At 54.3% G+C, this 26,643-nt stretch carries 22 protein-coding genes; 17 read left to right on the plus strand and 5 right to left on the minus strand.

Annotated features, from left to right (window positions below; genetic code table 11):
- Positions 1-106: 106 nt before the first annotated feature.
- Positions 107-2,179: an elongation factor G gene (locus BN3911_RS03785; protein ID WP_066861570.1), complete on the plus strand. Its 2,073-nt coding sequence runs from the start codon at positions 107-109 to the stop codon at positions 2,177-2,179.
- A gap of 71 nt (positions 2,180-2,250) precedes the next feature.
- Here BN3911_RS03785 and BN3911_RS03790 read toward each other — a convergent pair whose 3' ends face one another.
- Positions 2,251-3,207, minus strand: coding sequence for a transglutaminase-like domain-containing protein (locus BN3911_RS03790; RefSeq protein ID WP_066861572.1), 957 nt, complete (start codon positions 3,205-3,207; stop codon positions 2,251-2,253).
- A gap of 17 nt (positions 3,208-3,224) precedes the next feature.
- The gene (locus BN3911_RS03795) at positions 3,225-4,067 is read right to left on the minus strand and encodes an AraC family transcriptional regulator (RefSeq protein WP_066861574.1); all 843 of its coding nucleotides are present in this window, start codon (positions 4,065-4,067) and stop codon (positions 3,225-3,227) included.
- 513 nt (positions 4,068-4,580) lie between these two features.
- Between BN3911_RS03795 and BN3911_RS03800 the strand changes: the two genes are divergently transcribed.
- The 10 genes from BN3911_RS03800 to BN3911_RS03845 all read left to right on the plus strand — a co-directional run bounded on the left by BN3911_RS03800 (position 4,581) and on the right by BN3911_RS03845 (position 17,114).
- Positions 4,581-6,608, plus strand: a complete 2,028-nt coding sequence (locus BN3911_RS03800) for a beta-galactosidase (protein WP_066861576.1) — start codon at positions 4,581-4,583, stop codon at positions 6,606-6,608.
- 278 nt (positions 6,609-6,886) lie between these two features.
- Positions 6,887-8,065, plus strand: coding sequence for a ribose-phosphate pyrophosphokinase (locus BN3911_RS03805; protein WP_066862260.1), 1,179 nt, complete (start codon positions 6,887-6,889; stop codon positions 8,063-8,065).
- A 291-nt stretch (positions 8,066-8,356) separates the two neighbouring features.
- Positions 8,357-9,019 carry a serine O-acetyltransferase gene (gene cysE, locus BN3911_RS03810; protein WP_066861579.1) on the plus strand — a complete coding sequence of 221 codons (663 nt, stop codon included), beginning with the start codon at positions 8,357-8,359 and terminating at the stop codon, positions 9,017-9,019.
- A gap of 119 nt (positions 9,020-9,138) precedes the next feature.
- Entirely contained in the window at positions 9,139-10,560 is a 1,422-nt protein-coding gene (gene cysS, locus BN3911_RS03815) for a cysteine--tRNA ligase (protein ID WP_066861582.1), read from the plus strand.
- A 134-nt stretch (positions 10,561-10,694) separates the two neighbouring features.
- On the plus strand, positions 10,695-11,969 hold the full coding sequence (locus tag BN3911_RS03820; RefSeq protein ID WP_066861585.1) for a M28 family metallopeptidase: 1,275 nt from the start codon (positions 10,695-10,697) through the stop codon (positions 11,967-11,969).
- A 343-nt stretch (positions 11,970-12,312) separates the two neighbouring features.
- Positions 12,313-13,863, plus strand: coding sequence for an ATP-binding cassette domain-containing protein (locus tag BN3911_RS03825; protein WP_066862264.1), 1,551 nt, complete (start codon positions 12,313-12,315; stop codon positions 13,861-13,863).
- 34 nt (positions 13,864-13,897) lie between these two features.
- The gene (locus BN3911_RS03830; RefSeq protein WP_066861587.1) at positions 13,898-14,794 is read left to right on the plus strand and encodes a GNAT family N-acetyltransferase; all 897 of its coding nucleotides are present in this window, start codon (positions 13,898-13,900) and stop codon (positions 14,792-14,794) included.
- Positions 14,791-15,234, plus strand: a complete 444-nt coding sequence (locus BN3911_RS03835) for a GNAT family N-acetyltransferase (RefSeq protein WP_066861590.1) — start codon at positions 14,791-14,793, stop codon at positions 15,232-15,234. The genes BN3911_RS03830 and BN3911_RS03835 overlap by 4 nt, the downstream gene beginning before the upstream one ends.
- A 72-nt stretch (positions 15,235-15,306) precedes the next feature.
- On the plus strand, positions 15,307-16,488 hold the full coding sequence (gene recA / locus BN3911_RS03840) for a recombinase RecA (protein WP_074039113.1): 1,182 nt from the start codon (positions 15,307-15,309) through the stop codon (positions 16,486-16,488).
- Positions 16,488-17,114 carry a regulatory protein RecX gene (locus tag BN3911_RS03845; RefSeq protein WP_066861593.1) on the plus strand — a complete coding sequence of 209 codons (627 nt, stop codon included), beginning with the start codon at positions 16,488-16,490 and terminating at the stop codon, positions 17,112-17,114. The genes recA and BN3911_RS03845 overlap by 1 nt, the downstream gene beginning before the upstream one ends.
- 53 nt (positions 17,115-17,167) lie before the next feature.
- On the opposite strand, the gene BN3911_RS03850 is transcribed toward BN3911_RS03845, so the two are convergent.
- On the minus strand, positions 17,168-17,533 hold the full coding sequence (locus BN3911_RS03850) for a hypothetical protein (RefSeq protein ID WP_147578513.1): 366 nt from the start codon (positions 17,531-17,533) through the stop codon (positions 17,168-17,170).
- Positions 17,534-17,987: 454 nt separating this feature from the next.
- Here BN3911_RS03850 and BN3911_RS17355 point away from each other — a divergent pair, with 454 nt between their 5' ends.
- From BN3911_RS17355 to BN3911_RS03870, 5 genes are all read left to right on the plus strand, one after another.
- Complete coding sequence (locus BN3911_RS17355) at positions 17,988-18,164, plus strand: hypothetical protein (protein WP_187127677.1); 177 nt, start codon at positions 17,988-17,990, stop codon at positions 18,162-18,164.
- 331 nt (positions 18,165-18,495) lie between these two features.
- Positions 18,496-19,587: an ABC transporter ATP-binding protein gene (locus BN3911_RS03855; protein WP_066861598.1), complete on the plus strand. Its 1,092-nt coding sequence runs from the start codon at positions 18,496-18,498 to the stop codon at positions 19,585-19,587.
- Entirely contained in the window at positions 19,584-20,459 is an 876-nt protein-coding gene (locus tag BN3911_RS03860) for an ABC transporter permease (protein ID WP_066861601.1), read from the plus strand. The genes BN3911_RS03855 and BN3911_RS03860 overlap by 4 nt, the downstream gene beginning before the upstream one ends.
- A gap of 28 nt (positions 20,460-20,487) precedes the next feature.
- A complete protein-coding gene (locus tag BN3911_RS03865; protein ID WP_066861604.1) occupies positions 20,488-21,300 on the plus strand; it encodes an ABC transporter permease in 813 nt (270 codons plus the stop codon).
- Between the two features lie 95 nt (positions 21,301-21,395).
- A complete protein-coding gene (locus tag BN3911_RS03870; RefSeq protein ID WP_066861606.1) occupies positions 21,396-22,508 on the plus strand; it encodes a polyamine ABC transporter substrate-binding protein in 1,113 nt (370 codons plus the stop codon).
- Positions 22,509-23,092: 584 nt separating this feature from the next.
- On the opposite strand, the gene BN3911_RS03875 is transcribed toward BN3911_RS03870, so the two are convergent.
- Positions 23,093-23,650 (minus strand): GNAT family N-acetyltransferase, encoded by a 558-nt coding sequence (locus BN3911_RS03875; protein WP_066861609.1) that lies wholly within the window; start codon positions 23,648-23,650, stop codon positions 23,093-23,095.
- 213 nt (positions 23,651-23,863) lie between these two features.
- On the minus strand, positions 23,864-24,838 hold the full coding sequence (locus BN3911_RS03880) for a LacI family DNA-binding transcriptional regulator (RefSeq protein ID WP_066861613.1): 975 nt from the start codon (positions 24,836-24,838) through the stop codon (positions 23,864-23,866).
- Between the two features lie 337 nt (positions 24,839-25,175).
- On the opposite strand from BN3911_RS03880, the gene BN3911_RS03885 reads away from it, so the two are divergent.
- Positions 25,176-26,594 (plus strand): glycoside hydrolase family protein, encoded by a 1,419-nt coding sequence (locus tag BN3911_RS03885; RefSeq protein WP_066861615.1) that lies wholly within the window; start codon positions 25,176-25,178, stop codon positions 26,592-26,594.
- Positions 26,595-26,643 lie beyond the last annotated feature (49 nt).

The following is a 26,643-nucleotide window of genomic DNA, read 5'->3' on the forward strand; positions in this document are numbered from 1 at the left end:
ATAATGAACCATGCCTCGTGATCTTTGGTTGTCTTATACAGTCAAGTACATGACCGGCAGCGGCCAAGGGCCGCAAAATTGTGGTTGTGGAAGGAGCGATTCGGTTATGAATCCCTATCAGGCAAAATCTATTATCAATCTCGCTGTGGCGGGCCACGGCGGTTCGGGAAAGACTTCACTCGCCGAGGCGATGCTCTATCTCGCCGGAGCTTCCGACCGGCGCGGCAAAGTGGATGACGGAAATACCGTGTGCGACTACGACCCTGAAGAGGTTCGCAGGAGAACGTCGATCTCGGCGGCGGTAGCGCCTGTCGAGTGGAAAAATAAGAAGATCAACCTGCTGGACGCGCCCGGCCTGTTTGACTTTGAGGGCGGCCTCTGTGAGGCGATGCGGGCTGCGGATACGGTACTTATTGTAATCTCCGGCAAAAACGGCATTGCCGTGGGAACGGAGAAGGCCTTTGAGGCCGCATCCAAGCGGGATTTGGCGAAGATTTTCTTTGTCAACGGCCTGTGCGATGAGAGCGCCCGGTTTTATCGCGTATTTGAGGATTTAAAAGCCCAGTTCGGTCCTTCCGTCTGTCCGGTGGTGGTTCCCTTTATTCAGGACGGTCAGGCCAATATCTATATCAATTTGCTGGAATACAAGGCGTACGATTATTCCGGCGGCAAGCCGGTGCCCGTTCCCATGCCCGATATGGGAGACCGGCTTGAGGGCCTGCGCACCGCTATCTATGAGGCTGTGGCGGAGACGGACGACGCCCTGTTTGAAAAATATTTTGCAGGCGAAGAATTCACCCCGGAAGAGGTGATTGTGGGTGTCAGCAAGGGTGTGAAATCGGGTGCGATCACCCCTGTGTTCTGCGGCGACGCCATGCTCATGCGCGGTATGGAGCAGTTCCTGGACGGCCTTGCCTGGCTTGCTCCCTCTGCGGAGGAAAAGGCCGGGGAAGTGGGTCTGGATGTGGACGGCAATCCGGTGGAGCTTCAGGTAAACGAAGGGGCTTCCCCCGCGGCGATAGTCTTCAAAACCGTGGCCGATCCCTTTATTGGAAAGCTCTCTTATGTAAAGGTTATTTCAGGAAAAATTTCCACGGAATCCCAGCTTGTTAACATGCGTACCGGAAATACCGAACGCATTGGCAAAACCGTAATGATGTGCGGCAAAAAGCAGGAGGATGTGAAATATATCGGCGCTGGGGATATCGGTGCCATTCCGAAGCTCACTTCCACCAATACAGGCGATACTCTTTGTTCCCCGGCGCACAAGGTGGTGCTTGACGGCGTAGAGTACCCCAATCCCACCCTTTCCATGGCCATTGTGCCCAAGAATAAAGGGGAAGAGGATAAAGTGGCCCAGGGCATGCTCCGTCTCTCCGAGGAGGATCCCACTCTGAAATTTACCACCAATCACGAAACCCATGAGATGGTGCTCAGCGGACTGGGCGAGCAGCATCTGGATGTGGCGGTTTCTAAGCTCAAGGCAAAGTTTGGCGTGGATATCACGCTGAAAAAGCCAAAGGTTCCCTATCGGGAGACCATTCGCAAAAAGGTGCAGGTGCAGGGGCGGCATAAGAAGCAGACCGGCGGCCACGGCCAGTTCGGTGATGTGTGGATTGAGTTTTCTCCCTGTGACAGCGACGGATTGGAATTCGGCGAACGTGTGGTGGGCGGTTCGGTGCCCAAGGGCTTCTTCCCCGCAGTGGAAAAAGGCCTGCGGGAATGCATCCTGAAAGGTCCGTTGGCGGGCTATCCGGTGGTCGGGCTTTCCGCTGTGCTCTACGACGGTTCCTATCATCCGGTGGACTCCTCCGAAATGTCCTTCAAGATGGCCGCCACTTTAGCGTATAAAGCGGGCATGCCCCAGGCGAATCCTGTGCTGCTGGAGCCTATCGGCCTGCTGCAGGCCACGGTGCCGGACGCCAACATGGGCGATATTATGGGCGAGGTCAACAAACGCCGGGGCCGCGTGCTGGGAATGAATCCCGCAGGAGAGGGAAAACAGACTGTGGAGGCCGAGGTGCCCATGGCAGAGATGCATGACTTCTGCACCTACGTCCGCCAGGTAACCCAGGGCCGGGGCAGCTTCACCTTTACTTTTGAGCGCTATGAGGAGGCTCCCTCCAATGTGGCCCAGAAGGTCATCGAGGAGGCTAAGGCTGAGAACGGAGACGACTGAGAAATCATACAGATAGAAAAGAGCCTTCCCGCTTTCTTCGCGGGAAGGCTCTTTCGGCTGCTGGAGGTTTTTCACCGGTCTCGTACCGTTCCGTTTCTTCTTTCCGCCGCCGCAAGCAGCGGGAGATTGTCCCGATCACCCACCAACGGGCTGTTGAGAATACGGAACTTTGGAGTGGATTCCCACAGGGAGATGAGTTTCTGCAGGTTTTCATCCGGTTCCAGCAACAACTCGGCCAGCCGGTCCAGTTCACGGAATTGGGCTTCTGTGAGAGAGTCGAATTTTTCATCGAGATAGCAGGGCTGAAACCGGTAGGAGATTTCCTGGTTCATCAAAGCGTGAAAATCGTAAAACAGATACCGGATCACCGCTTTTAGGGAGCAGGTTCCCAGTCCGTCGGCGTAGAGATATTGGGAACCGTCCGTCTTTCCAGAACGGATGTTCAGCCAGGCCCTTGCCGCCCAATCAAACTGCCCTTCATGCAGATCATATTGGTTCAGGCCCATGGCCTTTTCGTCGTAAAAGCCGTCTGCATCCAGGGTAATCCACCGCTGCAGTTCCTCGCACCACACCTGGTTGATCCAGTGGTCCAAACTTTTGCCGGGTACGAAATAAGGGGCGAATCCTGCCCTGCTCCGGCATGGGATTCCCTTTGCCTTGCAGACGGCGGAGAACAGTACCGACAGATAACGGCAGGTGAGCACAAGTTTCTCCTCTCCCCGCCGGTCCGGTACAAACCCCCGGGGGTCCAGGCGGAAGAGTTCTGCCGTCATGGCGGGCGCGGGGGGGGAGATATCGTCCTCGCAGCGCATGCGGGACCACGGGGAGAAGGGGAGATCGCCGTAGCGCAGATCAGCGGTAGCAAAGGGGTTGCCGTCGCGCAGTGTCACCCGGTGAAGAATTTGGCCGCAGAGCAGGCTGCCCAGTGTTCGGAGGTCGTCGGGCAAGCTGCGGAAGTAGTCCCGATATGGTCCGGCGCAGGTATAGGTTCCCACGGCGCGGAAATGGTTGCGTACAAAGTCTGTCATGGATCAGCAGCCCCTTTTTACCGTTTTTTCTCCTTCACCGGAATCCAGATTTCGCTGGCATATTCAGGGGAATCCGTGTCCCCCTCCGTGTAGTATTCTATATCGCAGTCAGGCAGAAGCTCGTAACCGGACTGAGGCAGCCATTCGCTGTAAATCCGGTCCCACAGCTGTTGGATAGCGCGGGGCATAGCGCCCCGGCAGGGAAAGACAGCCCAGGTATGCGCTGGAATTTCCAACTCTGCAAAGCCTACCGGAACGCCGGCTGACAGGCGGGATTCAGCGCCGATGCAGTAGGACCAGGCGGATCCGTTTTCCTCCGGCTGCAGGCAGATGCCGAACTCCCCGGGAACCTGGTCCATCAGGCCGGAGCTTCGGTATTCGCTCCAAAACGCGGGGATTCCCTCCTTGCTGTTCTCGTTAGTGAACTGTTTTATTTTTCCCACAATCGGGATTGCGGGCTTTTCCTCAATCCGGTATTCCATGGCAATTCCACCTTCCAAAGTGATTTTAACCGCAAGGCGTGGAAAGGACTTGAGCAGGGTTCCGGGAGCTCTCGCCCGGGAAGGAGCCGCCCCGTGAAAGCGCTGGAAGGCTTTGGAGAAGCTTTCCGGCGTCTCATAGCCGTATTTGAGCGCCGTGTCCAACACCTTTGCACCCCGCAGCAGGTCCTGCCCAGCTAGGGAAAGCCTGCGGCTGCGCAGGTATTCTGAAACTGTGAGTCCCGTCATCAGGGAGAAGGCACGCTGAAAATGAAAGGCCGACAGGCCAACGTGCGAGGCTGCCTCGGTCCCGGAAATTTCTCCGGTAAGGTGTTCCTCCAAATAGTCGATGGCCTGGTTCAGAAGCTGTGTCCATTCCATACGGGTTCCTCCTTTTTTCTTGCGGTAGCTTTATTATACTCTCATTTATTTCGTCCGTCCGGTGATTTTGTGCGCGGTTTTGTCAGATTTTTATTTTGGATGCCAGACGCCGGCTCGTCAGATAAAGGGTAAGGTAAAAATGTCTGAAGTTAAAACATCCTTTTGAAAACAGATGAAAAGTTTTGTTTCGCGGAGTAGATGGGAAGCTGAAACGGAACAGGCTGACTAGAAGAGGATGTTCTTTCAGAGGCATGATGACGGCAGTGCAGAGGCTTTGGGAATGGACGGAGCTGAGGAAAGAACAGGAAAAACAATGCCGGTATTTGAGAAAACACCTTCCCAATTCGTCCGGTTATGGTATAATGAAAAATAACCTGAGACGCGTGCGGTGGGCTGAAGAACCGAAGAGGTTGAGATGCGCGGCTTGCCCACCGCAGGTGCGGTAGAATAGCCGCAGAAGCTTACAGCGTGCCCATCGCAGGTGGGGCAGCGGAAAAGGGAGGAGTTAGGAAAATGAAACTGAACTTGCCGGAGGGAATCCATCTGCTTCACGGAGCGGACTACAACCCAGACCAATGGCTGGACCGGCCCGATATCCTGAAACGGGACATCGAACTGATGAAAGAGGCCCATATGAACTGTGTTTCTGTGGGAATTTTTGCCTGGGCCAGGCTGGAACCAAAGGAGGGCGTTTACGAGTTCGATTGGCTGGAGCAGATCATAGAAGAGCTCTATCAGAACGGAATCTACACGATTCTTGCCACTCCATCCGGCGCGAAACCCCTGTGGATGAGTGAGAAATACGAGGAAATCCGCCGTATGTCAGACCATATGGTGCGGGACTGGAGCGGAGAGCGCCACAATCACTGTTACACCTCCCCCTATTACCGGGAAAAGGTGCGCCAGATAGATGGAGCTCTTGCCAGGCGGTTTGGGAAGCATCCCGGCGTCATCCTGTGGCACCTGTCCAATGAATACGGAGGCGTCTGCTGGTGCCCCTTGTGCCAGAAAGCCTTTCGGGGCTGGCTGCAGAAGAAATACGGTACGCTGGAGCAGCTGAACCAGCAGTGGTGGACAACCTTCTGGAGCCATACCTATACCAGCTGGGAACAAATCCACGCGCCGGTGGCCAATGGGGAACGGGGTACCCACGGCCTTTGGCTGGATTGGAAGCGTTTCACCACAGATCAGGTGGTGGATTTCATGCGGGAAGAGAGTAAGGCGGTACGTGCAGAAGCTCCTGAGCTGCCTGTCACCACCAATTTCATGAATTACTTCACGGAATATAACTATTTCAAATTCAAGAACGACCTGGATATCGTTTCCTGGGACAGCTATCCCCAATGGAAGGCAGGGGATAACGGGGATCAGGCAGTTTCTTTTGCCCTTTGGCATGATGTGATGCGCTCCCTCAAAAAGCAGCCCTTCCTGCTGATGGAGAGCACGCCCAGCGCCACAAACTGGTCTCCGGTGTCCCGGCTGAAGCGCCCCGGCATGCATTTGGCGGCAAGCATGCAGGCCGTGGCGCACGGCTCGGATTCCGTGCAGTACTTTCAGTTCCGCAAGAGCCGGGGCGCCTCGGAAAAATTCCATGGCGCCGTGGTAGATCATTACGGCGGCAGCGATACCCGGGAATTCCGGGATGTGGAAGCCTTGGGACGCAGGCTGCTGGAGATCGGCGAGGTGCAGGGTTCCAATGTCAAAGCGGAGGCCGCCCTGGTGTTGGACGTGGAAAACCTGTGGGCCATAGAGGGTGCAGCCGGACCGCGCAACTGCGGCATGCACTATCTGGAAACGCTGCAGGCGCATTACAAGGCGCTGTGGAAGATGGGCGTGCCGGTGGACGTAGTGGACGAGGAATGTGAGCTTTCCGGCTATAAGCTGGTGATCGCCCCCATGCTGTACCTGCTGAGAGCCGGATTTGAGCAGAAGCTCCGGGATTTTGTGGAGCAGGGCGGCACGCTGGTGGGCACTTATCACACGGGCCTGGTCAACGAGAATGACCTCTGTTACCTGGGCGGCTGGCCCGGCGCGGGGCTCATGGATCTGTTTGGCGTCTGGCATGAGACCACGGATGCCCTGTATGACGGCGAGAAGAACAGTATTCTCATGGAAGATGGAAGGCGATATGAAACCAGTGAGCTCAGCGCGCTGATTCATCTGAAGGGAGCCAGGACCCTGGGAACGTACGGGGAGGATTTCTATCAGGGAGAGCCCGCTTTCACGGTAAATGAGTTCGGAAGGGGAAAGGCTTATTATCTGGCTGCCAGGGCGGACGAAGATTTTTACCGGGATCTGTACCGCGGGTTGGTGAAAGAACTGGAAGTGAAGCATGCGGCGGCGGATGAACTTCCCGAAGGCGTGGAGGCCTGTCTCAGGGAGACGGAGGAGCGCCGGTACCTGTTCCTGCAGAATTTCTCCGGCAGGGAAGCGGAAGTGAAGCTTACCGGAGCCTGGGAAAGAGTGGATACCGGAGAGCCCGTCAAACAGGCTGTTTTGACAGGCTATGATGCTCTCACCCTGCGCAGCTCGTCAAAATAAGCGTTTTTTCAGAACCTAAAATTGGTCAGTCCGCGCAAAATCGAAAAAAGGTACGTTTTTTGTAGAATTGTACGTTTTTTTGTGCTACTATTTAGTAGCTGAAAGGGACTGCTGGACGGCGGTCCTGACAACAATATTATATGGACTTCGCCCGGATTTCCGGAACGGCAGTTGAGACTCAGCAGGCTTTTAGATTTGGAAAGCCTGCTGAGTCATGCGGCTTTTCTTGGGTATGGACGGAAGGGTCCTGGAACGGAACAGAAAGGAATGGCAACTGTATGGATCAATCGGCTCAGTTTTTTTTCAGCCCCGAGAACAGAGTGGCACCGTTAGGCATCATCGCTCTGGAAGGGGCGAGGGAACTTTCCGCCAAGATCGAAGCGCACTTGCTCCGCTGGGCACACGAGGCCGGCATGGAAGTAGACACATTTACCATCGGTAACTCCTGTCCCCGCTTTTCCTCAGGCGACGGAAAGGGAATGATCAATTCCACAGTGCGTGGATATGATCTGTTCTTCGTCGTAGATGTGGGAAACTACAGCTGTACCTACAATTATTTCGGTCAGGAGAACCACATGTCTCCCGACGACCATTTCCAGGACCTGAAGCGGCTGATTCAGGCGGCCAGCGGTAAGGCCCACCGAATCAACGTGATTATGCCCCTGCTCTACGGAGGCAGGCAGCACCGCAGAAGCTACCGGGAATCCCTGGACTGTGCCTTTGCCCTGCAGGAGCTGCAGAACATGGGCGTCTCCAATGTGCTGACCTTTGACGCCCACGACCCAAGAGTGCAGAACGCTGTTCCCCTCATGGGCTTCGATAACCTGATGCCCAGTTACCAGGTACTCAAGAAAATGTTCCGCAGTTTCCCGGACCTCTCCACAGACCGGGAGGATTTCATGGTCGTCAGCCCGGACGAGGGCGCGCTCGACCGCAACATGTACTACGCCTCTGTTTTGGGGGTGGAGCTGGGCATGTTCTATAAGCGCCGGGATTATTCCCGTGTGGTGGACGGCCGCAATCCCATCATCGCCCATGAATATTTGGGTTCTGACGTAGCGGGCAAGGATGCCTTTATTTCGGATGACATCATCTCCTCCGGGGAATCTATGCTGGACATCGCTTATAATCTGAAGGCTCGCAACGCAAAACGCATCTTCACCTATGCCACCTATGCCATTTTTACCAATGGACTTGCTTCCTTTGACAAGGCATATCAGGAGGGCTTTATTGACGGTGTGTTCGGTTCCAACCTGACATATCTCTCGGAGGAGCTGAAGAACCGTCCCTGGTTCTATGAGGTGGATGTATCCAAGTACATCGCCTATTTTATCAGCGCACTGAATCACGATATGTCCATCAGCGCGCTGATCGATTCTCACAAAAAGATCGACACCCTGCTGGAGAAGCGGAAGGAAGAGCGCAGCAAGTATCAGGATACGCAGCTGAGCTTCTGATGAAAAACAGTTTACAAATGCCCGTTTGGGGCATATAATGTTGGTAATGCAGAGAAGGAAAGAAGTACCTGGGGGGAAAGCATCCAGAGAAAAGGGGCCATGGGCTGAAAGCCCCTTTTGTGAGTATTCCCGGGGAAATGCGTTCCGGAGCAGGCAGGGGGAGAATCCCTGCCCGGCGGGGGCCGTTAAAGCCTGGAATAAGTGACAAAGCGAAGTGGAACCGCGGTATGTATCGCCTTCGCAGACGAAATCCGTCTGCGAAGGCGATTTTTCGTGAGGAGTTGATGTGAATTGTTTCAAAGGCTGAAAGAGGATTTGGACGCGGTGATGGAACGTGACCCCGCAGCCCGTTCGCGGCTGGAGGTGTTTTTTCTCTATTCCGGGTTCAAGGCCGTACGGGCCCACCGCAGGGCCAATTGGTTTTACCGCCGCAACTTAAAATTTATCGCCCGGTTTATCTCCCAGCATTCCCGAAAGAAGACGGGAATTGAAATTCACCCCGCGGCAAAGATCGGTAAGGGGCTTTTCATCGACCACGGCATGGGCGTGGTCATCGGTGAAACCACGGAGATCGGCGACCACTGCACCCTGTACCAAAACGTGACGCTGGGCGGCACGGGAAAGGATCACGGGAAGCGGCACCCCACCCTGGGAAACAACGTGCTGGTGGGTGCAGGAGCCAAGGTGCTGGGGCCGTTCAAGGTGGGGGACAACGCCCGGGTGGCTGCAGGCGCGGTGGTGCTGGACGAGGTGCCGCCGGACGCCACGGCGGTGGGCGTGCCCGCCAGGGTAGTGAGGATCGGCGGTCAGAAAGTGAGCAACTGCAACGAGCAGCTTGACCAAATCCACATGGCAGACCCGGTGTCCATGGAGCTGTGCCGTCTGCGGGGCGAGCTGGAGCGGCTGCAAAACCAGGTCAATGAGATGGAGAGCAGGGGAAAAACGCCGGAATAAAGCCAGAGGGAATCAAGAGAATCTCCCAGGTAAGCGCCGGGCTATTTGGCGGAATTTGTTCAAAGGTGATCCAGGTACGGAGATCAAATTCAGTATGGAGCAGGAAAGGAAGAGAAAATATGGAACTTTACAATACGCTGACCCAAAGGAAAGAACCCTTTGTCCCCCATGAACCCGGAAAGGTGCGTATGTACACCTGCGGGCCCACGGTCTATCATTTTGCCCATATCGGCAATCTGCGCAGTTATATCATGGAGGATGTGCTGGAAAAGTTCCTGCGCTACGAGGGCTATGAGGTGGACCGGGTGATGAATATCACTGACGTGGGGCATCTTGCCAGCGATTCCGATACCGGAGAGGATAAAATGCTTGCGGGGGCGAAACGGGAGCACAAGTCCGTGCTGGAAATCGCCAAGTTCTATACCGACGCTTTTTTTGCCGACTGCGAAAAGCTCCAAATCCGCAAGCCGGATACGGTTGTGCCCGCCACCACTTGTGTGGATGATTTCATCCGGATGATCTCCGTGCTGCTGGAAAAGGGATATGCCTACCTGGCGGGAGGGAATGTGTACTTCGACACCTCCAGGCTGGAAAACTACTATGTTTTCGGCAACCAGAGCAGCGATGATTTGGCTGTGGGCGTCCGGGACAGCGTGGAGGAGGACGAGAACAAGCGCAGCAAGACCGACTTCGTTCTCTGGTTCACCAAATCCAAGTTTGAAGACCAGGAGCTCAAATGGGAGAGCCCCTGGGGATATGGCTACCCCGGGTGGCATATTGAATGCTCCAGCATCAGTGTGAAGCATCTGGGCGAATACCTAGATATCCATTGCGGCGGCATCGACAACGCGTTTCCCCACCACACCAATGAAATCGCCCAGAGCGAGGCCTATTTGGGCCATCCCTGGTGCAGATACTGGTTCCATGTGCTGCATCTCAATGACCAGCGGGGAAAAATGAGCAAGTCAAAGGGAGGATTCCTCACCGTGTCTCTGCTGGAGGAAAAGGGGTACGATCCCCTGATGTACCGCATGTTCTGCCTGCAGTCCCACTACCGCAAGCCCCTGGTGTTTTCCTTTGAGACGCTGGACAATACCGCCCAGGCCTACAAAAAGCTGGTTGCCCGGGTGGCGGCGCTGAAGGAGGAGGGGGAACCGGATTTGGAGACGGCAAAGCCCTTCCGGAAACAGTTTTCCGAGGCGCTGGGGAACGACCTGAATACCTCTCTGGGGATTACGGTACTCTATGACGTGCTGAAGTCGGAACTCAGCGACGCCACCAAGCGTTATCTGCTGGCGGATTTTGATACGGTACTCTCCCTGGGCCTGCTGGAAGCGGCGCAGCGGGAAAAGGGGAAAACCGGGCAGGCTGCGGTTTCCGATTCCGAGGCCGCAGAGATTGAAAGCCTGATTGCAAAGCGGGCTGAGGCGCGGAAGAACAAGGATTGGGCAGCGGCAGACGCGATCCGTGATGAGCTGCAGGCGCGGCACGTTGTGCTGAAGGATACGCCGGGCGGTGTGGAATGGCATATTGAGGCCTGAACTTGACTTCCCGCCCAAATCAGTGTATGGTGGTATCATGGAAGAAAATCCATGATACCATTGTTGCTTTGGGCCGCGTTCGGAGGCATCCTGCCCCGCAGGCCCTGATTCAGGATGATTGGAGGAAATGTAACATGCAGATGAATGGGGAAAGAGAACTGGAACTGCTGAAAAAAATTGGGTTTACCCGGGTCGCCGGTTCGGAGGAGGAATACCGGGCTGCAGAAATCCTGAAGGCCGAGTGTGAGGCAATCGGGGTTCCCGCCGTCATCGAGCCCTTTGAAATCGAGGATGCGGTGATCAAAACGGCAAAGTTGGAAATTTTAGAGCCGTTTTGCCAGGAATATGCAGTCACCGGCTATAAATGCGCGGAGAATACCCCGGCTGAAGGACTGGCTGCGGAGTTTCTCTATGTGGAGAACGCCACCGAGGTCGATCTCAGAGAGGCGAGAGGAAAAATTGTGCTGGTCAACGGCTTTCTGCGGGTTCCCCTGTTTCAAAAGCTGATGAAAGCCGGCGTTGCCGGAATCATCACTATGGAAGGCGAGCTGCGGGACAGGCCGGAGGAGACAGACCTTTCCACCCGGAAGCTGCGCCGCACGCTCCGGGCCTTTGGAAACGTGCCCATGGTGCACGTCCGGGTAAAGGACGCTATGGATTTTGTGGCCAGGGGAGCGGCAAAGGCCAGGATCGTACTGGACAATGAGACTGTGGAGCGGACTTCCCACAACGTGATTGCGACGGTGCTGGGTACGGAAAAACCGGAAGAGGTGGTCTCCTTTGGGGCGCACTACGATTCGGTGGACTACTCCACCGGCGTGTACGACAACGGCGCCGGATCTGTAATCAACATGGAAATCCTGCGGTATTTCCGGGAGAATCCGCCCAGGCGCACGGTAAAATTTATGTGGTACGGTTCGGAGGAGATTGGCCTGGAGGGCAGCTGGGCCTATGTGAAATCCCACCAGGAGCAGCTGAGGGATCATCTGCTGATGATCAATGTAGATGTGGGCGGCCCCGTGCTGGGCGTGGACAAAATCGTCGTGACCGCAGAGGACAAGCTCGCTTTTTACCTGGAATATTTCACCAAAATCCACGGGTATTCCGCCGAGGTGCGGCAGGGAATCTATTCCAGCGATTCCATTCCCTTTGCGGACAGCGGTGTGCCTGCCGTCAACTTCAGCAGGGACGGAGCGCCGGGAGCGGCCTACATCCACAACCGGTTTGACACTCTGGATTTTCTCTGCGCCCAGGCGCTGGAGAAGACCACCGCCCATGTGCTGGCCTTTGGAGAAACGGTTATCAACGCAGCCGTATTCCCGGTAGAGCGGAAGATTCCTCAGAACATTGCCGAAGAGGTGGAAAAGTACCTGTATAAGAAGGAGCTTTCCGAAGCCCAGGCGGAATAAAAGCGCCGCGCAGCCCTTCTGCAAAAAGAATACTTGACATTTTAAAGGGGATGCTCTATTCTAGATAATAAGATTGCGAAAGAGGAGTGGAAGGATGTTAGTATAAGTCTTGGAACAAGCAAAAGAAAAACATCTTTCGGGCATTGCGCCGTGTTTTCCGGCAGCTGTGTCCGCGGGTCTTTTCTTGTTGCCGGTTTTCAGACTTGATATGCTACCATCCGGGTTTCACTTGTTTTAGGGGGATGCTGCGCCTGTTTGCGCAGTTTTTCACAGGATGTGTTTGTCTTGTCAGGGCCTGATCCGGCATTGCCGGATCAGGCCCTTTGTATTGCAGGAGGAATGTATGCTTCAAATAAAAGATTTAACGGTATCCATGAAAAAGGACCTGCGCGGTATCCTGAAGGACTTTACCTTTTCCCTGAATTCTGGAGACAAGGCCGCCGTGATCGGGGAAGAGGGAAACGGAAAATCCACGCTGCTGAAACTGATCTATGACGAGCGGCTGGTGGAAAGCTATGCGGAACACAGCGGAGCCATACAAAAGGACGGGATGATCCTGGCCTATCTTTCCCAGGAGCTTTCTGCGGAGGAGAAGGAAAAAACCGCCTATGAATTCTGCTGTGAGGAACCAGCTTTTACGGAGAGCTCTCCGGGAGAACTGGCTTCGGCCTCCAAAAAGCTTGGGTTCCCGCTGGAGCTTTTCTATTCCGACCGCAGGATGAAAACCTTTTCCGGCGGGGAGAAGGTCAAGCTGCGCATGGCCATGCTGCTGCTGCGCAGGCCTGACTGCTACCTGCTGGACGAACCCTCCAACGATATTGACATTGAAACGCTGGAATGGCTGGAACAGTTTATCCGGGAGTGTCCGGCGCCGGTGCTCTACGTCTCCCACGATGAAACGCTGCTGGAAAACACCGCCAACGTGATTGTGCACATCGAGCAGCTTCGCAGGAAGACGCTGCCCCGTTATACGGTGGCCCGGATGGGCTACCGGCAGTATCTGGAGGAACGGCTGAACAAATTTTCCCACCAGGAGCAAGTGGCGAAAAAGGAGAGGGAGGAAGCGCGCAAACAGCAGGAGCGTTTCCGCCAGATCTACCAGAAGGTAGAGCATCAGCAGGCCTCTGTCTCCCGGCAGGACCCGCACAGCGGGCGGCTGCTGAAGAAGAAGATGAAAGCGGTAAAATCCCTGGAACACAGGTTGGAGAGGGAAAACGAGGAGATGACCGAATTTCCGGACGCCGAAGATGCTATTCTGGTGGGATTCGGAGAAAATACAGGACTGCCCGCAGGAAAAACCGTGCTGGAGTTGGCGCTTCCCCGCCTGGAGACAGAGGACGGGGTGCTGGCGGAACAGGTGAACCTGACGGTGCGCGGCCCGGAGCATCTGTGCATCATCGGGAAAAACGGCACCGGGAAAACCACCCTGCTGCGCAGGATTGCGGCGGAGCTGCTGCCCCGGAAGGATATCCGGGCGGCGTATATGCCTCAGGACTACAGTGAGACGGTGGACGGGAGCCTGACCCCAGTGGAATTTTTGGCCAAAAGCTGGGAGAAAGCTGAGCTCACCCGGGTAAAGACCTACCTGGGCAGCATGAAGTATACCCCGGAGGAATGCGGACACAGCGTTGCGGAGCTTTCCGGCGGCCAGAAAGCAAAACTGTTTTTTCTCAAAATGATTTTGGACGGAAATAATGTGCTGATTCTGGATGAGCCCACCCGAAATTTCAGCCCTCTCTCCGGCCCGGTTATCCGGGGCATCCTGCGGGAGTTTAAGGGCTGTATCATCAGCGTTTCCCACGACAGGAAATATATTGGGGAAGCCTGTAAGACACTGTATGAGCTGAGAAAAGAAGGGCTTATCAAAACAGATAACCCCTATGAAACTCCCTGAATGACGAAGGGAAAGGCGAAAAGGAGGAAGATCAATGAGCGTTCAGATCAGAAGTTACCGGCCGGAAGCCGGGAATACCGGTGACCGGCAGAGAGTCTGTGAATTTTTGGCGCGCATCAACCGGGAGAAAATGACGGCTCCCCATTATCTTTGGGCCAGGTGGGAGTGGCAGTTCGGCCCCTATATGAACAGGGAGCATCAATCCCACATGGGCGTAGCGGAGGAGGATGGGGAGATCGTGGGCCTCGCCCTCTATGAAAGCGACATTGGAGAGGTGTATTTCTGCCTGGACGAAAGATATGGGTCCCTGAAAGAAACGCTGCTCGTCTATGCCGTTGAGAACATGCAGAAAGAGGGAAAGCTGAAAGTCCTTCTGCGGGACGGGGATCTGGAATTCCAGCAGGCCGCGGTGCAGATGGGGTTTCAGGCGACGGTGGAAAGAGAACCCGTAGCGCGCATCGACTGCAGAAACTTGGAATACAGCCTGCCTGAGGGATACTCGGTGATGAGCTTTGACGAGGCCAGCTTTGATCCGCAGAAATATTATGATGCAATCTGGAGGGGCTTTAACAATCAGCGCCAGAGAAACGCAGTGGAATTGGAAGATACAAAGCGGCGGCCCGGATTCCAGGCCCGTCATTGGAACGACGCCCTGCGCGTTTTAATTGTCGCCCCCAATGGGGAGTATGCCGCCCATTGCGGCATGTGGTATCTTCCCGGGGACGAGTATGCCTATGTGGAGCCGGTCTTTACCCTGCCGGAATACAGAAGGATGGGCCTGGGAAAAGCGGCGGTGCTGGAAGGGGTGAAACGCTGCAAAGATTTGGGTGCGCGCTGCGCTTATGTGGGGTCTGACCAACAGTTTTATTACAGCATCGGCTTTTATCCCTACGAGAATGAAACCTGGTGGGTTTGGAGGAAAAGAATATGACGGTTTGTGAAAACGCTTTGACGCCGGAGGAATTCCGGCGCCTGTTCACGTCGGTAGGCTGGGAGGCTCCCGGCCTGGATCAGATAAGCTGTGCGCTGAAGAACAGCTGGAAGGTATTCAGCCTTTGGGAAGACGGCATACCCGTAGGCATGGCCCGGCTATTGGGGGATGGAGGCATGTCCTTTTATCTCAAGGATTTTGCCATCCTGCCGGAGTGGCAGGGAAAAGGCTTGGGAAAGCTGCTGATGGAGCACATCCTACACAGCCTGCGCAAAGAACTTCCGCCGGGATGGGCTGTGAGTTTGGAACTGATCAGCGCACAGGGAAAAGAAGGTTTTTATGAGAGGATGGGATTTGACCTGCGGCCCAGCGAAGACGACGGGGCAGGAATGTTTCAAATGGTAGCAGCGGACAGAAACATTTGTTCGGAAAATTTTTAAAATCCATTGCTTTTGCGGTAATTTTCTTTTATAATGAGAGAAAAGTGAGACAAATTACAGGAGGATATCGGCATGGCGGAAAAGAATAAGGCGCCCATCAGCACAAAGGCCAGCGGCGGCGGGGCGGACGACAAGGCAAAAGCCCTGGATACTGCGCTGGCGCAGATTAAGAAGCAGTTTGGCGAGGGTGCGGTGATGCGTTTGGGACAGAATTCCGCGCTCAACGTAGAGGCCATTTCCACTGGTTCCCTGTCGCTGGACTTGGCGCTGGGCATCGGCGGCCTGCCCCGGGGCAGAATCGTGGAGATTTATGGGCCGGAATCCTCTGGTAAGACCACCCTGGCCCTGCACTGCATCGCAGAGGGGCAGAAGCAAGGGGGCAATGCTGCCTTTATCGACGTGGAGCACGCCCTGGATCCGGTCTACGCGGGAAACCTTGGTGTGGATGTGGAATCCCTTCTGGTGTCTCAGCCGGATACCGGCGAGCAGGCGCTGGAAATTACAGAGGCGCTGGTGCGCTCCAACGCCATCGACGTGATTGTGGTGGACTCTGTGGCGGCCCTGGTGCCCCGGGCTGAAATAGAGGGGGAAATGGGAGACAGCCATGTGGGCTTGCAGGCAAGGCTGATGAGCCAGGCGCTGCGGAAGCTGGCGGGCGCCATATCCAAGTCAAACTGCGTGGCCATCTTTATCAACCAACTGCGGGAAAAGGTGGGCATTGTCTACGGCAACCCGGAGGTCACCCCCGGCGGCCGCGCCCTGAAGTTCTATTCCTCCGTGCGTATCGACGTGCGCAAGGCGGAGGTGATTAAAAGCGGCACTGACGTTATCGGCAGCCGCACAAAGGCCAAGGTGGTCAAGAATAAGATTGCTCCCCCCTTCCGGGTGGCGGAGTTCGACGTGCTGTACGGCCGGGGTATTTCCAAGATGGGAGAGCTGCTGGATCTGGCTGTAAAGCTGGATATCATCCAGAAGAGCGGTGCCTGGTTCTCTTACAATGGGGACCGTCTGGGCCAGGGCCGCGACAATTCCCGGGATTTCCTGGGGGCCAACCCAGCACTGGCGGAGGAAATCGAGGTGAAAGTACGCGCCAATGTGGATAAACTCTACGATAAAATACCCAGCCGCACGCCGGACCGGGCTGTAGCCACGCCGGTGGAGCTTCCCGCCGCCCCTGTGGAAGCAGCCAAGCCGGCGGAGGCGCCTAAGGCGGCTTCCGCAAAGCTGGATATTGATATCACGGTGGACGATTGATGGAATTGACAGCGGCTGAGCCCCGGCGCAAGGGGCTGACCCAGCTGTTTCTCGATGGGGAGGCCGCCGTTCGGGTAGATACGGAAACTTTCCTGCGCTCCGGCCTGAAGCCGGGCGACCTGCTGACGGATGAGGAACTGCATTCGCTGCTGCAGGCGTCGGACGCCCGCAGGGCCAGGGAGAAGGCGCTCTATCTGCTGGAGCACCGCAGCCATTCCAAACGGGAGCTGACGGAGAAGATTGCCCGTACCGCCGCGTCCCGGGAAGCTGCGGAGGCCGCTGCGGATCATATGGAGGAGCTGGGCCTGCTCAACGACGAATCCTTTGCCCGGGATTATGCCCGGGAGCTCTTTTCGAGAAAAAAATTTGGTTCCCGCCGTGTCCGCATGGAGCTTTCCCTCAAGGGCATCGACAGCGCCCTCATTGACGAGCTGCTGGCCGAGTATGCGGACGAGGAGGCGGAGACAGAAAATGTGCTCTCCGTGCTTCAGCGGAGATACGGCGGCTGGGAAGAAGATGAAAAAATCAGGCGCAGAGCGGTAGCCGCCCTGCAGCGGCTGGGCTATTCCTATGAGCAGATCCGAAGAGCCATGTCGCTTTCCGGAGAGGAAGAACAGGGCCTGTGACAAGAAAAAAAGAAAGCGCTTCCATCCAGAAGGATGGAAGCGCTCGTCTTTCATCAGCGGAAAACTGCGCCGTCCGGAATGGAGGCGAAGCCGGGAAGTTTTGGGGAAGCCTTTGCATCGAAGGTGAGAAATTCCCCATTCAGCCGGAACACATAAATTCCGCTGTCACCCTCCGCCTTTAGGAGGAGGGAATCGTCCTGTACCTCATAGGCGCCGCAGAGGATTTGGCTGCTGAGCACGGAATAGGAGAACTGGAATTGTCCGTCCTCCTGAAACTGCAGGGTGGGCTTTACAGGCTCTTCCGAGGCGGTATACGCATAGGTCCGCAGCTCCGGCCCTGCGGATTTGTCCGCCGCACAGCCGGTGAGAAGAAGCGAGGCTGTCAGCAGGAAGAGGGAAAAATAGGACTTCTTCATCATAACACCTCCTAATAGGGCTATCGTTGAAATTCCTGCATCAGACGGTCAAAATCGTTCTGAAACAGAACGCCATGCATCCCGCTTCACAGGCGCCGCGGACGTTTACAGGCATATCGTCTAGAAAGAGACATTCCCCGGCGGTCAGCCCGTGCTTTTCCAGCAGATACCGACAGCACGGTTCCCATATCCAGCACAATGTTTTTAAACATGAGGCGGCGTCTCTTTCTTTGTAACAAGCTATATCCATTATATCACTTTTTAATTTATCAATGCTATAAGAATTACGACAGCAGCCAATTCGAAGTAAGCTTCAATTCGTGGATCGTAAAATCAGAAAGCCAATCATTTCTTTCCAGGCCTTCGGGACGAGGATCGACCTGGCAAGAAAGCAAAATGTGGTTCGTAGGGAGAGGAACAGTTCTCGTCAAACTTGTAAATAAATGAGGTGGTGTCAATGAAGGAAAAGGGAAAGCACATTGGGCTTTGGATAGATCAAGAAACACACTACAAATTTCGTTATGTGGCGAAGAGCGAAGGCAGAAGCGGAAATGGCGAAATTCTATACCTGATTCGCAGGGAAATAGAAAATTTTGAGAAGGAACACGGAAAAATTGAAATAATTGAAGAATAGTTCGGTTGGAATCGCATTTGTCCGCTGCGGAGGAAGACCAGGGTACATCCAAATTTTGAAAATGGCGGACAAAATGTTTCTCTCTTTTATCAGCGCAAAATCCCATTCTGGCAGCAGGATGGGATTTTTTGTTTCGATAAAGCAAGACGGAAAGCGCTGAACACATAGGCTCTTAAAAAGAACCTATTTTTGTATGCCGCAGCAATTTACTTGACAAGGGGGCGGCGGGGAATTATAATCTAAAAAATGGAATCTATACCAAAACAGTGTACTTTATCTGAAACGGCAATTTCCGGCGCTGTAAGCCGGAACGATGGGAAGAGAGAAGAGCATGAGCAAGACAGTGTTAGAGCTGCAGGAGATTACAAAAAGCTTTTCCGGTACGCCGGTTTTAAACGGAATCAGCCTGAAAGCAGAGCAGGGGGAATTCATCACGCTGCTGGGTTCCTCCGGCTGCGGGAAGACCACTACCCTGCGGATTATCGCGGGGCTGGAGACGCCGGATTCCGGCAGGGTGCTGCTGTCCGGCAAAGATATGACGGACACGGAGCCCAACAAGCGGGACGTGAATACCGTATTTCAGAACTATGCCCTGTTCCCTCATATGAACGTGGAGCAGAATATCGGTTACAGCCTGAAAATACGTAAGCGGCCCAAGACAGAGATCCGGGGGGAGGTGCAGAAAATGCTTTCCCTGGTACAGCTCACGGGCTATGAAAAGCGTATGCCCTCCGAGCTTTCCGGCGGACAGCGCCAGCGGGTGGCCATTGCCCGTTCCCTCATTAACCGGCCTCAGCTGCTGCTGCTGGACGAACCTCTGGGCGCGCTGGACCTGCAGCTGCGCAGGCAGATGCAGCAGGAGCTCAAGCGCCTGCAGAAAAAGCTGGGCATCACGTTTATCTATATCACCCACGACCAGGAAGAGGCCCTGAACATGTCGGACCGCATCGCGGTGATGATGGACGGCCGCTTCCAGCAGCTGGGTACGCCCTCGGAAGTATACGATTCTCCCAAAACCGCCTATGTGGCGCGGTTTGTAGGGTCGGCAAATATCGTATACGGCGCCGTGGAGTGCGTGGAGGGGGAGCTGGTCCGGTTTACCAGCACGGACGGCTCCGGCGTTTTCCATTGCCGCGGCAACCGGTTCGAGCCCGGAAGGCCCGTCACGCTGGCGGTTCGTGGAGAGCAGGCAGTGCTTACCAAGGAATTTGAGAAGGGTAGCAGGGGGCTTTTCGGCACCGTGAAGGAAAAAAGTTTTGCCGGAGGTATGCTGCGCATTGCCGTCTCCCTGCATAACGACCTGGAATTCATCTGCAGCCGTCACGGCATCGATTCCGAGCTTGTGCCGGGAGACAGGGTGCGCATCTCCTGGGAACCCCAGAACGCGTGCCCGGTGGACCTGGACGGGGAGGAGCGGATATGAGCGGAAACAGGGAGAAAAAGAAGAGGCGGCTGCGGGGCGAGGCGCTGACGGTGCTGCCCCTGTATGTGTTTACCCTGCTGTTTGTGCTGGGCCCCATCGTCTATATGATAGTGCTCAGCTTTCTCACCCGGGCGGAAACCTGGGGGGTGCTGCCTGAATTCACTTTGCAGAATTATAAAAATATAGCGGAGCCTGTCTATCTGGAAACCTTCTGGGAATCCATCAAGCTTGCCCTCACCAGCACCGTGCTGGTGATACTCATCGGCTATCCCTTCGGTTACTTTATGGCGAAGCTCACCGCAAAATGGAAAAAGCGCACCATGATGCTGCTGATGATCCCCTTCTGGACCAGTTCTTTAATCCGGTTGTACGGGTGGATCATTATTTTCCGGGCGGGCGGCATTTTGGATAAGCTCCTGATGGCCCTGCACGTGACGGAAAAGTCCGTGAAGATTCTGTACACCTATCCCGCGGTGGTGGTGGGCATGGTCTACGCCCTGCTGCCTTTCATGATTTTTGCGGTGTATTCCAGCGCGGAAAAGCTGGATTTCAGCCTGGTGGAGGCCGCCAGGGATTTGGGGGCGTCCCCCATGAAAGCCTTTCTTACGGTGTCCCTGAAGCTCACCCTGCCGGGGCTGCTTTCCGGTGTGGTGCTCACTTTTGTGCCCTCCATGGGCCTGTTCTTCATCGCCGATATCCTGGGCGGAAATAAGGTGGTGCTGGTGGGAAATCTGATTCAGGAGCAGCTGATGAAAACCCATAACTGGCCCTTTGCGGCGGCGCTCTCCGTGGCGCTGCTGGCGCTGACCAGTCTCTTTATGTTCCTCTACCGGAAGCTTTCCGGCGTCAAGGATCTGGAAGGCCTGGTATAAGCGGAAGATTTGAAAGGGGGATAGGAGCATGAAAAACCGTACCAAGCTGCCCAACGTTTATTTGGGCGTTTTGCTCTTTCTGATGTATGTTCCCATTTTTTTGGTTATCCTGTATTCCTTCAATGAAAGTAAGCTCAGCTCTGTTTGGTCCGGGTTTTCTCTCAAATGGTATACAGAACTGTTCCGGGACAGGGCGATCTTTGAAGCTCTGGGCAATACCCTGATTTTGGGGGTAATCAGCAGCTTGAGCGCCGGGGTGATCGGCACGCTGGGCGCGTTCGGCATGACAAAGGTGAATTTTAAGACCAAATCTGCGGTAGAATATGTTTCGACCCTGCCTATTATGATTCCGGAAATCATTCTGGGAATGGTATTCATGGCGTTCTTTTCCCTGTTGGGTCTGCCCTTCGGCATGACCACCCTCATTCTGGCCCACACCGCTTTCTGCATTCCCTATGTCTATATGCTGGTGAAGGCGAGGCTGGTTGGCATGGACAAAAGTCTGGCTGAGGCTGCGCTGGATTTGGGTGCTTCCCCGCTGCGGGTGTTCTTCGATATCACGCTGCCCCTGCTGCTGCCCGCTATTGTTTCCGGCATGCTTCTGGCATTTGCCATGAGCATTGACGATGTGATCATCAGCGTGTTCGTCACAGGGGTGAATACCAACACGCTGCCTCTGAAAATTTACACCCAGCTGAAAACCGGCGTGACCCCAAAAATCAACGCCCTCTGTACCCTGATGTTCGCGGCGACGCTCCTGTTGTGCGGCTTTGCCGCGTTTCTGGGAAGGACGCCGAAGCATAAAAAGCAGGAACCGGAAAGCGGCCGCGCAGGCAGGTAAGCCTGACGGCCCAAGCCGCCTGCAGGCGTTTTCGGGCAGTTTCCCAAAACGTCTGCTATCCAAAGTGATCTCGTAGAAAGGAAGGATGGAACACAATGAAACGGAATAAAATGATATCCCTGGTTTTGTCGGCTGTTTTGCTGCTGGCGGTTCTGGCAGGCTGCGGCGAGGCAGAATCCAGCTCAAAGGGCGGGGAGGTTTCCAGCGCTGTTCAGACGGAGGACACCTCTTTGAAGGGCAGCACCCTGAATCTGTTCACCTGGGAGGGCATGTTCCCTCAGGAAGTGCTGGACGGGTTTACCGAAGAGACCGGCGTCAAAATCAACTACGTGAATTTCGATTTTGACGAAACCATGCTGGCCAAACTGGAAGCGGCCGGCGGCGGTGATTACGACCTGGTGATCGCGGATGATTATATCATCGAAACAGCCATTTCGGAAGACCTGGTGCAAAAGCTGGATCCCTCAAAGCTCAGCAATTACAAGAGCATCAATCCCGTCTATCAGGGCCAGTTCTTTGATCCTGAGGACGAGTACACCGTACCTTACGGGGCGGGCGTGCAGACCATCGTTTACGATCCCAGCCTGGTGGATCTGGAGATCACCGGTTACGCGGACCTGTGGGACAAGAGCCTGGAGGACAGCGTGGGTATTATCGCCAGCAGTAGGGTTATCGATGGCATGGCGCTGAAGGTGCTGGGGGAGAGCTATAATACGGAGGATATTTCCAAGATCGAGGCGGCGGGCCAAAAGCTGCTGGAGCTGGCGCCCAACATCCGTCTGATCAAGGACGACAACACTCAGGACGACCTGCTCTCCGGGGAGATCAGCGCAGCCGTGATGTACACCTCCCAGGTGACCATGGCGAAAATGCAGAATCCGGAGCTCAAGGTGGTGTTCCCCAAAGAGGGCATCGGTTTTGGTATCATGGCGCAGTTTATCCCTTCCAATGCGCCAAACGCGGAGGCTGCCTACCTGTTTATGGATTATATCCTCAGGCCGGAAATCTCCGCGAAGTGCTATGAGTTTTTGGGCTATTACTGCACCAACAAAGATGCCGATGCCCTGATCTCCGAGGAGTATCGGGAGTTTCTGACCCTGCCGGAGGATTTCAAGGCGGAGAAGATGGAGATGATCGAGAACATCTCCGCCGAGGCGCTGGAGGCCCATGAAAAGGTTTGGACAGCTTTCAAATCTGCCTGTGAATAACCGTAGAGAAATGAAAAAGGGGGCGCCGCAAAGCTGACACCCAACAAGCAAGTATTGAGGGAATATTCAGATTGGGCAGTCGGCAAGCGGAATCTGGCAACAAAAAGACGGGCCTATCGGCGGTAAGCTGGTAGCCCGTCTTTTGCATTGAGAGGGTCACGACATTTTAAACGGCAGGAAAAAGGGCTGTGCTTACGGGGCGTAAAGCCACAAACGCAGGACTGGTTTCATAGGCAGACAGGGCCTATATGAAAATTCCGTCTTCCGTCCCACGCAGGACGTCGGGACGTTTTGTCCCGAACTTGTAGTCACACTTTCGTAAAAATAGCAGGACAGAAGGCGACCGGTCAGGCTGAAAGGAACGGGTTTGCCGGCATTGACCGCCGCACTCCGTCCCGCTGAATGGATAGACAAGGCGGCCAGGCCCTCAGAGTGTCTAGCCGCTGTCCTCTTGGTTTTGCGGCGGTTCTCCTCTAAAAATTGGAATGGACGAGAAAGTCATTTTAGGGTCTTCCTACCTTAATGGACTATCAGCAAAGACTGGTCGGCTGACTTTGCTATCTCCCTGACAAACTGGAATTTATCTAATGCTTTTTGTATGTGTATACATCAACAGTTACAATTTCTTGACCGCCCCAATTTTTTTCTTGCACAGTAAAATCCTCTTTTACAAAGCCATTATTTAATAGCACTTTTGATGAATATAAATTTTCTGGCATAACAAATGCTTGAAGTGTTGTAATATTAACTTTATTTACTAAATATTCAACCATCAATTTCAAAACGTTTGTTGCGATTTTCTTATTCCAATAATCCTCATTTAGACGATAACCCACTGTTATTTTATTTTCTCTCTTTTTGTAGTCGAACATTTCTGCTAAACCTACAAGCCTATTAGGATTGTCTTTTAAATAAATTCCTGCAATGATATACTTTTTCTTTTCAAACTCTTTTCCGCCAAGATTTTTGATTGCAGTCTCTAATGCTTTGTTACTTTTCTTATGTAAAAACGGCGATATATACTTATAAACATTATCATTGTTACTTATTTCTGACAACGCTGCAACGTCATTTAATTCCATTTTCTTTATTATAATTTTTTCATTTTCCAAATATGGAAATGCACCAAATAATTCTGCCATTATGACCTCACCATAGCAACTTATAATTTATCCATACGCCCTGGACAAGAGCGCCGAGAAGCGTGTTCAGCAGGTGGAAATCAGCTATAACTACGTTGGTGTGCTTGAACTGCCGGACAGCAACAAAACAAACAGCGGCGTAGCCAAAACTGATTATACCGCTTGCTGTGACAATACTTCTTTATTGCGGCGTCCCCTTTTTCATCGGCCCGTTCAAAGTCTGCGTACAGAATCTCTGTGCAGCAGATAGGCCGGCAGCTTTGTGTGACGGGGGCTTTCGATATCTCCCCGGATCATGCCTAAAATGCTGTCCACTGCGCCGTTGACAACATCTTCCTCTGAATGGGTTACCACCGTGATGCCCAGGGCTTTCGTCCAAGCGGTATCGTCATACACGATCAGGCTGATATCTTCCGGCACCCGGAGCCCCAATTTGGTGATGGCACTGTAGGCGGGGAGTCCGAACATCTCCGCCACGGCAATCACGGCGGTGGGCTGCCAGCGCTGAATGAGCTCCATCACCTGCTCTGCGGAAACGCCCACAGGCAGAGGCGTTACCGGGATTTCCGGTTTTGCAATGCCGGCGGCCCGATAAGCGTCGAAGCAGCCGCGAATCCGATTTCTGTCGTCAGAGACGATGAGAATCCGGCGGTGCCCATTTTCCAGGAGGCAGCTGGTAGCCTCTTCCATGCCGGCCACATCGTTGTAATAGAGAGAGCTGACCTGGGGATACAGCTTGCTGTGCAGCTGCAGGAACCGGCAGTCCTGCTCTGTCTGAAAAAGCTCTGCCAGCTGAGGGTCGCTGCGGTTTTTGATGGGGGAGAACACGATGCATTCCACACGGTAGGAGAGGAAAAACTGAATGGATTCCCGGACCAGATGGCCGTATTTGGTGTCCGGCGCCATCATGGTGTGGTAGCCGTACTGTTCTCTCAGCACATCGCTGATGCGGGAGATGGTCTGGATATAGAAGGGGTTCTGGGGGTCGGGATCCAGAAATGCAACCGTATGATTGTTCTGTTTTTTTAAAACGCTTGCCGCAAGACTGGGGGTGTAGCCCAGCCGGCGGGCGCAGTCCATCACAAGCTTTCTGGTCTTTTCCGAGACGATTGCCTCCCCCCGGAAGACCCGGGAAACCGTGGCTGGAGAGACCCCGGCCAGTTGGGCGACGTCCTTGCTGGTGGACATGGAGGAGATCACTTCCTTTTCTCAAATATAAAAAAGTAAAAAAACACTTGACAAGCAGCTTGTCACTGTATATAATGACCACATAAACAAAAATGACAACGAAATCATTATACTTTTTGCTGATCATTTTTCTTTTGATTTTTTTAATTCAGGAAAAAGTGCAGCAAGATTTAGCACAAACAAGTTGTGCTATTTATTTTAGCAGAGTTTGACAACGTTGTCAAATGGAGCTCAGACCGGCCTTCCCGCCGGTCAAAAGAGGGGATATCCCCTCTTTTATGTGCTTGTACAAGCACATAAAAAGAATCTGCCGGCAAAAAAAGGAGGAGCGATTGCGATGGGACTGTTTTATAAGCCGAAAAACGCTACGGTGGGAGATGTGATTCCTTTCTATGATGAGGGAAAGTGGAGGCCCTTTTATCTCAAGGGAAACAGGGCCTACTTTGGAGACGACCGGACCTCCGGCTGGACCATGCTCACCACGGAGGACCATCTGCAGTTTACCGAACAGCCTACGGGAATCCGTGGAGGCACCGGGTCTGTACTCAAGGTGGAGGGGACTTATCACCTGTTTTACTGCACTTTTCAGCAGAACCCCAAGCGGGAGACAATCCGACATGCCGTGAGCAGGGACCTTTCCTCCTGGGAGACGCTGGAGGAGGACAGTTTTACTCCGGACGGCGTGCTTTATGACCTGACCGACTGGCGCGACCCCTTTGTTTTTTGGAACGAGGCTGAGAGGGAATGGTGGATGCTTGTGGCGGCAAAGGAGATGGGGAAAACGGCGCGCCGTGGCTGCACCGGACTCTGTGCTTCCAAAGATCTGCACCATTGGGAGCTGCGGGAGCCCTTCTATGCGCCCCATCTCCACACCAGCGCCCATGAATGCCCGGATCTGTTCCGCATGGGGGACTGGTACTATCTGATCTATTCTCAGTATACAGACCGGTTTCAAACCTATTACCGCATGAGCCGCTCTCTTGCCGGGCCGTGGATTGCCCCGGAGACTGACAGCTTCGACACCCGGTGCTTCTATGCGGCGAAAACCGGGACGGACGGCAGGGACCGGTATCTCTACGGCTGGAACCCCACACGGTATTACGATATGTGGAAGTTTAATCCGCCCATCTATCCCGGGAAGGATTACGGCTCCTATGATTGGGGAGATACGCTGATTGTACATAAATTGGTGCAGAACCAGGACGGCACGCTGGGCGTCACGGTCCCTGAGGCTGTGGATCACGCGCTCACCGTCCACAATGAAACGCCCCTGGTTCCCCAAAACGGTTCCTGGACCGTAGGGCCTGATTCGGCGGAAACGCAAAACCCCTTTGGCTACAGCTCCCTGCTCTTTGAAAACCGGGTGCCGGAGCTCTGTAAACTGGAACTGGAACTGACCTTTTCGGAATCTGTGCAGGAGCTGGGCGTGGCACTTCAGGTAGACGAGGAGTTCGGCAAGGGATATTACCTGAGCCTGCAGCCCCACCGGGGAAGGCTGGAATTCAAATCCGCACTGCGCATGTACGACGAGGGCGGCTGGACCTTTCCCTTTGATGTGGAGTTGGAGCGTCCCGCACGGTTGGAACCCAATATTCCCCACACCCTGAAGGTATTTGTGCAGGATAGTATCCTGTTGGCCTATCTGGATGGACAGGTGGCGCTGGATGCCAGGATGTGCGACTACACGCACCGGTTCTTCGGGCTGTTTGCCTCCGACGGAACGGCGAAATTTCACAAGATCAAGCTGTTGACCTGAAGCCGGCCTCACGCCGGATCCTATGAAAATATTCCGTTAAGAAAGGAAA

Origin of the sequence: Neglectibacter timonensis, assembly GCF_900048895.1 — a bacterium.
Lineage (GTDB): Bacteria > Bacillota > Clostridia > Oscillospirales > Acutalibacteraceae > Acutalibacter > Acutalibacter timonensis.

Excerpts from the sequence above, each read along its gene's own strand:
- BN3911_RS03870 (WP_066861606.1), top strand. The coding sequence starts at position 21,396 with ATGAAACGGAATAAAATGATATCCCTGGTTTTGTCGGCTGTTTTGCTG.
- BN3911_RS03855 (WP_066861598.1), top strand. The coding sequence starts at position 18,496 with ATGAGCAAGACAGTGTTAGAGCTGCAGGAGATTACAAAAAGCTTTTCC.
- BN3911_RS03820 (WP_066861585.1), top strand. The coding sequence starts at position 10,695 with ATGCAGATGAATGGGGAAAGAGAACTGGAACTGCTGAAAAAAATTGGG.
- BN3911_RS03845 (WP_066861593.1), top strand. The coding sequence starts at position 16,488 with ATGGAATTGACAGCGGCTGAGCCCCGGCGCAAGGGGCTGACCCAGCTG.
- BN3911_RS03865 (WP_066861604.1), top strand. The coding sequence starts at position 20,488 with ATGAAAAACCGTACCAAGCTGCCCAACGTTTATTTGGGCGTTTTGCTC.
- BN3911_RS03835 (WP_066861590.1), top strand. The coding sequence starts at position 14,791 with ATGACGGTTTGTGAAAACGCTTTGACGCCGGAGGAATTCCGGCGCCTG.
- BN3911_RS17355 (WP_187127677.1), top strand. The coding sequence starts at position 17,988 with ATGAAGGAAAAGGGAAAGCACATTGGGCTTTGGATAGATCAAGAAACA.
- BN3911_RS03790 (WP_066861572.1), bottom strand. The coding sequence starts at position 3,207 with ATGACAGACTTTGTACGCAACCATTTCCGCGCCGTGGGAACCTATACC.
- BN3911_RS03880 (WP_066861613.1), bottom strand. The coding sequence starts at position 24,838 with ATGTCCACCAGCAAGGACGTCGCCCAACTGGCCGGGGTCTCTCCAGCC.
- BN3911_RS03875 (WP_066861609.1), bottom strand. The coding sequence starts at position 23,650 with ATGGCAGAATTATTTGGTGCATTTCCATATTTGGAAAATGAAAAAATT.
- BN3911_RS03800 (WP_066861576.1), top strand. The coding sequence starts at position 4,581 with ATGAAACTGAACTTGCCGGAGGGAATCCATCTGCTTCACGGAGCGGAC.
- recA (WP_074039113.1), top strand. The coding sequence starts at position 15,307 with ATGGCGGAAAAGAATAAGGCGCCCATCAGCACAAAGGCCAGCGGCGGC.
- BN3911_RS03785 (WP_066861570.1), top strand. The coding sequence starts at position 107 with ATGAATCCCTATCAGGCAAAATCTATTATCAATCTCGCTGTGGCGGGC.
- BN3911_RS03795 (WP_066861574.1), bottom strand. The coding sequence starts at position 4,067 with ATGGAATGGACACAGCTTCTGAACCAGGCCATCGACTATTTGGAGGAA.
- BN3911_RS03885 (WP_066861615.1), top strand. The coding sequence starts at position 25,176 with ATGGGACTGTTTTATAAGCCGAAAAACGCTACGGTGGGAGATGTGATT.
- BN3911_RS03825 (WP_066862264.1), top strand. The coding sequence starts at position 12,313 with ATGCTTCAAATAAAAGATTTAACGGTATCCATGAAAAAGGACCTGCGC.
- BN3911_RS03860 (WP_066861601.1), top strand. The coding sequence starts at position 19,584 with ATGAGCGGAAACAGGGAGAAAAAGAAGAGGCGGCTGCGGGGCGAGGCG.
- BN3911_RS03805 (WP_066862260.1), top strand. The coding sequence starts at position 6,887 with ATGGATCAATCGGCTCAGTTTTTTTTCAGCCCCGAGAACAGAGTGGCA.
- BN3911_RS03850 (WP_147578513.1), bottom strand. The coding sequence starts at position 17,533 with ATGATGAAGAAGTCCTATTTTTCCCTCTTCCTGCTGACAGCCTCGCTT.
- BN3911_RS03830 (WP_066861587.1), top strand. The coding sequence starts at position 13,898 with ATGAGCGTTCAGATCAGAAGTTACCGGCCGGAAGCCGGGAATACCGGT.
- cysS (WP_066861582.1), top strand. The coding sequence starts at position 9,139 with ATGGAACTTTACAATACGCTGACCCAAAGGAAAGAACCCTTTGTCCCC.